This is a genomic window from Corynebacterium sp. MSK073, assembly GCF_030232085.1.
GTDB lineage: Bacteria > Actinomycetota > Actinomycetes > Mycobacteriales > Mycobacteriaceae > Corynebacterium.
On the sequence record NZ_JASPIY010000011.1, the window covers coordinates 73,617 to 80,957 of the forward strand.

Consider the following 7,341-nt stretch of genomic DNA (forward strand, 5'->3'; position numbering starts at 1 on the left):
TGATGAAAGCCTTCGCGCGCGATTAATCGCGTGGATTAGTGGAAGAAGTTACGCCACGCATTCGGGTTGATGGTGATGATGCCCAGCTTTTGCGCCAAGAAGGCAATGGCCCCGATGGCCAGCGAGGCGATACCGGCGCCCGCGATGCCGGCGAGGAGCCCGCTCTTGGAAGAGCCGTCATCGCCGTTGTCATTGTTGCCGGGCTGATCGGATGCAGAATCGTCTGCCTGGTCGTTGCCGCCCTGGTCATCGTGCTTGATCCACCATTCATTCAAGGTGAGCTTGGCCAAGGTGGTGTTATCGATGTAGTCACCGCGCACAGGATCGGTGTGGGTGGCCTTCGCGCGAAGGGCCTCCGAGCCAGCACCCTGGAAGAAGAATGGGACGACCTGGTTGGTGTGCTGCGTGGAGTACCACTGGTGGCCAGAGGGCAAGGTGTTGTTACCGCCACCGTTCATGGAGTTGAACTTGCCCTCAGAGCGCTCATTGGCACCGGAGAGGTATCCCGTTTCGTGGTCAGCGGTAACCACCAACAGGGTCTCGTCCCAGGAGGAGTTTTCTTCTACCCAGTCGATGGCGGCATCGACGGACTTATTGAAGTCCTGTACCTCTTCGATATCGCGGGCAGATTGGTTGCCGTGGCCGCTCCAGTCGATGGCACCGCCTTCGATCATGACGTGGAAGCCCTCGTCATTTTGGCCCAGCGCGTTGAGGGCGCCGGTGGTCATGGTGGGAAGATCCACGACATCGTTAAACGGAATGTCAAAAGGCTCCGCTGACTCGCCGGTGCGCCCCTGCTGCAAGGTCGAGGCCACAGGCGCCAGGCCGAAGTACTTCTCCCCCGCCGCGACCTCGCCTTGGGCCAAGGCCTCAAATTGCTCCTTGGTTTCGGCGTAGTTCCAGTCGGACTCGCCGGAAGACAGCTTGTTGTAGACCTCTTCAGATAGGTACTTGTACTTGGCCTCATCCTTCTTCTTATTGTCATCGTCGTAGAACGAGTGGCCGGCACCCATGATGACATCAAGATCAGAGTTGAACATCTCATCCGCAATCTCCAGGTAGTTATTGCGGGAAATGTTGTGCGCGGCCCAGGCAGCTGGGGTGGCGTGGCTAAACGGCACGGAGGAGACCACGCCGGCGGATTTTCCGGCCTTCTTGGCGCGCTCGGAGGTGTTTTCCTGCTCGTGGCCGTAATCGTTCACGCCCAGCTTGCCGTTATCGGTCTTCACGCCGGTGGACATGGCGGTGCCGGCAGCAGAGGAATCGGTGTATCCCTTATCCACGTACTCATGGCTAGCCCACGCTTTTTGTGGGTCATAGGAAGAGTTATTTGGGTAGGTGGTCATGGACAGGCGGTTGAAGTCTTCGAAGCGCTGCACGGATTCGCCGTCGAGTTCTTCTGGACCTTCGGCGCTAAATGCGCCATCGACCAGGTACTTGGATTGGCCGGTTTCGTAGAGGTTATTAAATGCCACGTGGCCGTAGCCCATCCCATCACCAATCATGTAGATGATGTTCTTTGGGCCCTGGGATTCGGCGGCGGTGGCTGGGGCAATTGCGCCAGCGGTAGCCACGGTTGCGGCTACGGCAGCGGCGCCAATGCGGAGAGAGGTGCGCATGAATTGTCCTTTGTGGAAGTGAGAGATGAAGAGATGGTGGCTTTGCGAGCAAGAGAGAAGTAACCCAGACATAGCTGGGTGCAAAGCCTTGAATTGAAGATAAAGGCGTGGTTTAACCATGAAAGGAACTGGGCGTTAATAGCTCCTAAACACCGCCGGAACATCTCGTGGCGGGCCTTAGTCCTTGCCCCACTCCCCCTTCGTCACCGCCAGAGTGCCAGCCCGGTGCCGGATTAGTGAAGCAAAACCCACCTCTGCCTACCCCGCGCCGGGCTGGGGCTATTACACTGTGTGTTTATGACTAAACCGAGCGATTCCACGTCGTACCGCTACACCCCTGAGCTGGCGAACCAGATCGAAAAGACTTGGCAGCAGTATTGGAAGGACCACGAGACCTTTAACGCGCCGAACCCGGTCGGTTCGCTAGCCACGGGTGCGGGCGAGCTGCCCAAGGAAAAGCTCAATGTGCAGGACATGTTCCCCTACCCTTCCGGTGCGGGCCTGCATGTGGGGCACCCGTTTGGTTATATCGCCACCGATACCTACGCCCGCTATAACCGCATGCTGGGCAAGAACGTGTTGCACACCATGGGCTACGATGCCTTCGGTTTGCCGGCCGAACAGTACGCCATTCAGACCGGTACGCACCCGCGGACCACCACGATGGCCAATATCGACAACATGCGCCGCCAGCTGGGCATGCTGGGCTTGGGCCACGATCCGCGCCGCTCGGTGGAATCCACGGATCCTGAGTTCTTTAAATGGACACAGTGGATCTTCCTGCAGATTTATAATTCTTGGTTCGATGAAGAGCAGCAAAAGGCCCGCCCCATTGCTGAGCTCATCAAGGAATTGGAGGCCAATAAGCGCACCACCAAGGACGGGCGCTACTACGAGGACTTGTCCGCGCAGGAAAAGGCCCAGGCCGTCGATGAGTTCCGCCTGGTGTACCTGTCCAACTCCACGGTGAACTGGTGCCCGGGCCTGGGTACCGTCTTGGCCAACGAGGAGGTCACCGCGGAAGGCAAGTCTGAGCGCGGCAACTTCCCGGTCTTCCGTAAAAATCTGTCCCAGTGGATGATGCGCATTACCGCGTATTCGGATCGCCTGCTCGATGATCTGGAGCTGCTGGATTGGCCGGAGAAGGTCAAGTCCATGCAGCGCAACTGGATCGGTCGCTCCCGCGGTGCGGAGGTAACCTTCCCCGCGGAAGGCTACGGCATCGACGTGTTTACCACGCGCCCAGATACGCTCTTTGGCGCGGAATACGTGGTCTTGGCACCGGAGCATGAGCTTGTCGATGCCCTCTTGTCCCCCATTCCTTACGACGATGACGTGGACGAGCGCTGGACCTACGGCAACGATGACCCGAAGGAAGCCGTCGAGTCTTACCGCGCGGATATCGCGGCAAAGTCGGACCTGGAGCGCCAGGAAAACAAGGAAAAGACCGGCGTATTCTTGGGCACCTATGCCATCAACCCGGTCTCCGGCAAGCGCATCCCGATCTTCATCGCGGACTACGTGCTGACCGGCTACGGTACCGGCGCCATCATGGCCGTTCCCGCGCACGATACGCGCGACTATGAGTTTGCCCAGGCCTTTGGCCTGCCGATTGCGGAGGTCGTCTCCGGCGGCAATATCGAGGAAGAAGCCTGGACCGAGGACGGCGCGTTGGTAAACTCCGCCAACGATAATGGTCTGGACCTCAATGGCCTGAATAAGGCGGAGGCCATCGCCCAGGCCATCGAATGGCTGGAAAAGGACGGCTCCGGTCGCGGCAAGATTCAGTACAAGCTGCGCGACTGGCTCTTCGCCCGCCAGCGCTACTGGGGCGAGCCCTTCCCCATCGTCTACGACAAGGACGGCATGGCTCATCCGCTGCCAGAGTCGATGCTGCCGGTGGAGCTGCCCGAGGTGGAAGACTACAAGCCGGCCTCCTTCGACCCAGAAGATAAGGACTCGGAGCCGCAGCCGCCCTTGGCCAAGGTCCGCGACTGGGTAGAAGTAGAGCTGGACTTGGGCGATGGCCCGCAGACCTACTACCGCGATACCAACGTTATGCCCCAGTGGGCGGGTTCTTCCTGGTACCAGCTGCGCTATATCGATCCCCGCAATAGCGAGGCCTTCTGCGATATCGAAAACGAGCGCTACTGGACCGGCCCGCGCCCCGATGAGCACGGTGAAAACGATCCGGGCGGCGTGGATCTGTACGTCGGCGGCGTCGAGCACGCCGTGCTGCACCTGCTCTACGCCCGCTTCTGGCACAAGGTGCTCTTTGACCTGGGCTTTGTCAGCTCTCAGGAGCCATATCGCCGCCTGTACAACCAGGGCTATATTCAGGCCTACGCCTATACCGATTCCCGTGGCGTGTACGTCCCTGCGGCCGAGGTAGAGGAAAAGGACGGCAAGTTCTACTACAACGGTGAAGAGGTCAACCAGGAGTACGGCAAGATGGGCAAGTCCCTGAAAAACGCCGTGGCCCCGGACGATATCTGCCGCGACTTTGGCGCCGATACCCTGCGCGTGTACGAGATGTCCATGGGCCCGCTGGATACCTCCCGCCCGTGGGCGACCAAGGACGTCGTCGGTTCGCAGCGCTTCCTGCAGCGCCTGTGGCGCCTGGCCATCAATGAGGACACCGGTGAAGTGGCTACTACCGATGCCGAGCTCACCCAGGATGATCTGAAGCAGTTGCACCGCACCATCGCGGGCGTGCGCGATGATTATGAGAACCTGCGCCTGAACACGGTGGTGGCCAAGCTCATCGAATACGTCAACTACCTGACCAAGACCTACCGCACCGAGGCACCGCGCGCGGCGGTGGAGCCCATCGCCCAGCTGGTCTCCCCCATCGCCCCGCACATTGCGGAGGAACTGTGGCAGCGCTTTGGCCACGATGAGACCATCACCTACGAGCCACTCCCCTCATTTGAGGAGAAATACCTGGTAGATGATGAGATTCAGGTGCCAGTCCAGATCAACGGCAAGGTTAAGTCCCGCATCAACGTCGCGGCCGATGCTGACCAAGACGCCGTATTCGAGGCTGCTTTTGCCGATGCCAAGGTGGCTGACCTTACCTCCGGCAAGAACGTGGTGAAGAAGATCTACGTTCCCGGCCGGATGGTGAACCTGGTGGTTAAGTAACCAATGAGCGTGGACGTCTCGGGCCTCTCGCCGTCCAATCAGGACTACCTCAAGGCCCTGTTTAAGCTGGGCGAATGGCACGACGAGCCCGTGACGGTGAAGATGCTCGCCCAGCACATAGGCGTTCGGCTCTCCAGCGCGTCGGATGCGGTGCGGCGACTAGAGAAAAAGGGCCTCGTCACCCATACGCCGTATGGTGCCATCGGGCTGAGTGCCGAGGGGCGTGCCTTTGCCCTTGCCATGGTGCGGCGGCACCGCCTCATCGAGACCTTCCTGGTGGAATCCCTGCACTACCGCTGGGACCAGGTCCACGCGGAAGCCGAGCAATTAGAGCACTGCGTCTCCGATTTCTTTCTGGAGCGCATAGACGCTGAACTGGGGTTCCCGCGCCGCGATCCGCATGGAGACCCCATCCCCAGCGCCGCGGGTGACTACCCCGCAGACTATGCCGCGACCCCCGCGTCCGAGCCAGGAGATCTGCGCAAACTCAGCGATTTGGAGCCTGGCGAGGCCGGCGTAGTCGACCGCATCAGTGATGCGGATGCCGATCTGCTGCGCTTTTTCAGCGAGAATAACCTGACCATCGGCGCTGCCGTGAGCGTGCGCGAAAGCCAGCCCTATTCCGGCGGGATGGTAGTGCGCGTAGAGGGCAACCAGAACGAGAATGCCCAGAATGAGTATTCCGTGGCGTTTTCTTTGAGCTCCCATGCAGCCCGCGCCGTGTGGGTGCGCATGTAACTTTCCTACCCCTCCTCTTTTTGGAAGTTGGGTTATTTGCGCATGTCAACGGTGGTTAGTTGCGACGTAGTTAAAAGTACGTTAGATCTGTAGTTGAAGCAGAAAGTGCGCTTCGGCGCAGCCACTAAGGAGCGAGATGACTACAGCCTCGACGCCACCCTGCGGCACTAAGACCGCCGCTAATCTTGTGTATTTTTCCTCGGTCAGTGAAAATACCCACCGTTTTGTCCACAAGCTGGGCTTTCCGGCGGCACGCATTCCTTTGCGGCCGAAGCGCGAAGGAATGCTCTATGTCACCGAGCCCTTTGTGCTCATCGTCCCGACCTACGGTGGCGGCAATATCAAGGCGGCGATTCCGGTGCAGGTGCGCCAATTCCTCAACGTTCCGGAAAATCGCGCACTCCTGCGCGGCGTCATCACCTCTGGAAATACCAATTTTGGTGAAGCGTATTGCTGCGCCGGGCCACAGATAGCCCGAAAGTGCGGCGTGCCTGAGCTCTACCGTTTTGAGCTGCTCGGTACCGACCGCGATGTTGCCCGCGTACGGGAGGGGTTGCAGGACTTCTTTGCGCACCACCTCTACCCCACCGCCCACGCGTCCATTGCCTGATGGCTAGGGCCTCGAAGACAAAGAAAAGAGAAAATACCGATGAAATATCAAGAGCTCATTGAGCGATCCCAAACCCCGCCGCATTTTCGCCACGATGCCTCCACCCCGTTGCGCCCAGTGAACTGGAATCGCATCTGGGATGATAAGGATTTAGAGGTGTGGAACCGCCTGACCTCGAATTTCTGGCTGCCGGAGAAGGTCCCGCTTTCCAATGACCGCAATGACTGGTCCCGCATGGACCCAGCCGAACGAGACCTCACCATCCGCGTATTTACCGGGTTGACCCTACTGGATACCGTGCAGGCGACCGTCGGTGAAATCAGCCAGATTCAAGATGCCCGGACTGAGCATGAGGAGGCTGTTTATACCAATATCGCCTTCATGCAGGCGGTGCACGCGCGGAGTTATTCCTCCATCTTTTCCACCCTGGCCAGCACCGAAGAGATCGAAAAATCCTATGCGTGGGCCGTGGATAACCCAGTGCTGCAGCAGCGCGCTACCAGTGTGATGGTGCATTACTACGGCGACGACCCACTAAAACGCAAGGTTGCCTCTACCCTCTTATCCTCGTTGCTGCTGTACGCCGGCTTCTATCTTCCACTGCACTTTAGCGTGCACGGGAAGCTCACCAATACCGCTGACATGATCAGGCTCATCCTGCGGGATAAGGCGGTCCACGGTTACTACTCCGGATACAAGTTTCAGCGGGGACTGGACCATGCTACGGAAGCTCGCCGCGAAGAAATGCACGAATTCACCTTTGACCTGGTGCGCAAGCTCTATGATCTGGAGATGCGCTATTCCGGCGAGCTCTATGAACCGTACGGGCTTATGGATGATGTCGCTACATTCGTGCGCTACAACGCTAATAAAGCCCTGATGAATCTGGGCTATCCCAACCTCTTCCCGTACGAGGAATGCCAGGTCAACCCGAAAATCCTCGCGGCACTCACGCCAGGATCGGATGAAAACCACGACTTCTTTTCGGGGTCGGGGTCCTCTTATATCATCGGCAAAGCCGTAGAGACCTCCGATGCCGACTGGGATTTCTAAAATCAACAAGCCTCCACGCGAAAGGACACACATCATGAAACTTCTTGTACTCGTTGGCAGCCTGCGGCGGGAAAGCATTGCGAAGAAGATCGCCAACCATTGACGCGCGACGCTATTTAGTACCGGTAGGGCGGTATCGAGTACCGACCGGTGCGGATATCGGGTACCGGGGGTAGT

Annotated in this window: 5 protein-coding genes; 4 read left to right on the top strand and 1 reads right to left on the bottom strand. The window is 58.8% G+C overall.

What is annotated here, in order from left to right:
• Nucleotides 1-35: 35 nt before the first annotated feature.
• Nucleotides 36-1,619: an alkaline phosphatase gene (locus QP970_RS08595; protein WP_239269591.1), complete on the bottom strand. Its 1,584-nt coding sequence runs from the start codon at nt 1,617-1,619 to the stop codon at nt 36-38.
• Nucleotides 1,620-1,916: 297 nt separating this feature from the next.
• Between QP970_RS08595 and leuS the strand changes: the two genes are divergently transcribed.
• The 4 genes from leuS to nrdF all read left to right on the top strand — a co-directional run bounded on the left by leuS (nt 1,917) and on the right by nrdF (nt 7,164).
• Nucleotides 1,917-4,763 (top strand): leucine--tRNA ligase, encoded by a 2,847-nt coding sequence (gene leuS / locus QP970_RS08600; protein ID WP_284869855.1) that lies wholly within the window; start codon nt 1,917-1,919, stop codon nt 4,761-4,763.
• A gap of 3 nt (nt 4,764-4,766) precedes the next feature.
• Nucleotides 4,767-5,501: a metal-dependent transcriptional regulator gene (locus tag QP970_RS08605; RefSeq protein ID WP_284772023.1), complete on the top strand. Its 735-nt coding sequence runs from the start codon at nt 4,767-4,769 to the stop codon at nt 5,499-5,501.
• A 136-nt stretch (nt 5,502-5,637) separates the two neighbouring features.
• Nucleotides 5,638-6,111 (top strand): class Ib ribonucleoside-diphosphate reductase assembly flavoprotein NrdI, encoded by a 474-nt coding sequence (gene nrdI, locus QP970_RS08610; protein WP_023016373.1) that lies wholly within the window; start codon nt 5,638-5,640, stop codon nt 6,109-6,111.
• 39 nt (nt 6,112-6,150) lie between these two features.
• On the top strand, nt 6,151-7,164 hold the full coding sequence (nrdF, locus tag QP970_RS08615; protein WP_284772024.1) for a class 1b ribonucleoside-diphosphate reductase subunit beta: 1,014 nt from the start codon (nt 6,151-6,153) through the stop codon (nt 7,162-7,164).
• Nucleotides 7,165-7,341 lie beyond the last annotated feature (177 nt).

Bases quoted from the DNA above. Each gene is read 5' to 3' on its own strand.
- nrdI (WP_023016373.1), top strand. From the start codon at position 5,638: ATGACTACAGCCTCGACGCCACCCTGCGGCACTAAGACCGCCGCTAAT.
- nrdF (WP_284772024.1), top strand. From the start codon at position 6,151: ATGAAATATCAAGAGCTCATTGAGCGATCCCAAACCCCGCCGCATTTT.
- QP970_RS08605 (WP_284772023.1), top strand. From the start codon at position 4,767: ATGAGCGTGGACGTCTCGGGCCTCTCGCCGTCCAATCAGGACTACCTC.
- leuS (WP_284869855.1), top strand. From the start codon at position 1,917: ATGACTAAACCGAGCGATTCCACGTCGTACCGCTACACCCCTGAGCTG.
- QP970_RS08595 (WP_239269591.1), bottom strand. From the start codon at position 1,619: ATGCGCACCTCTCTCCGCATTGGCGCCGCTGCCGTAGCCGCAACCGTG.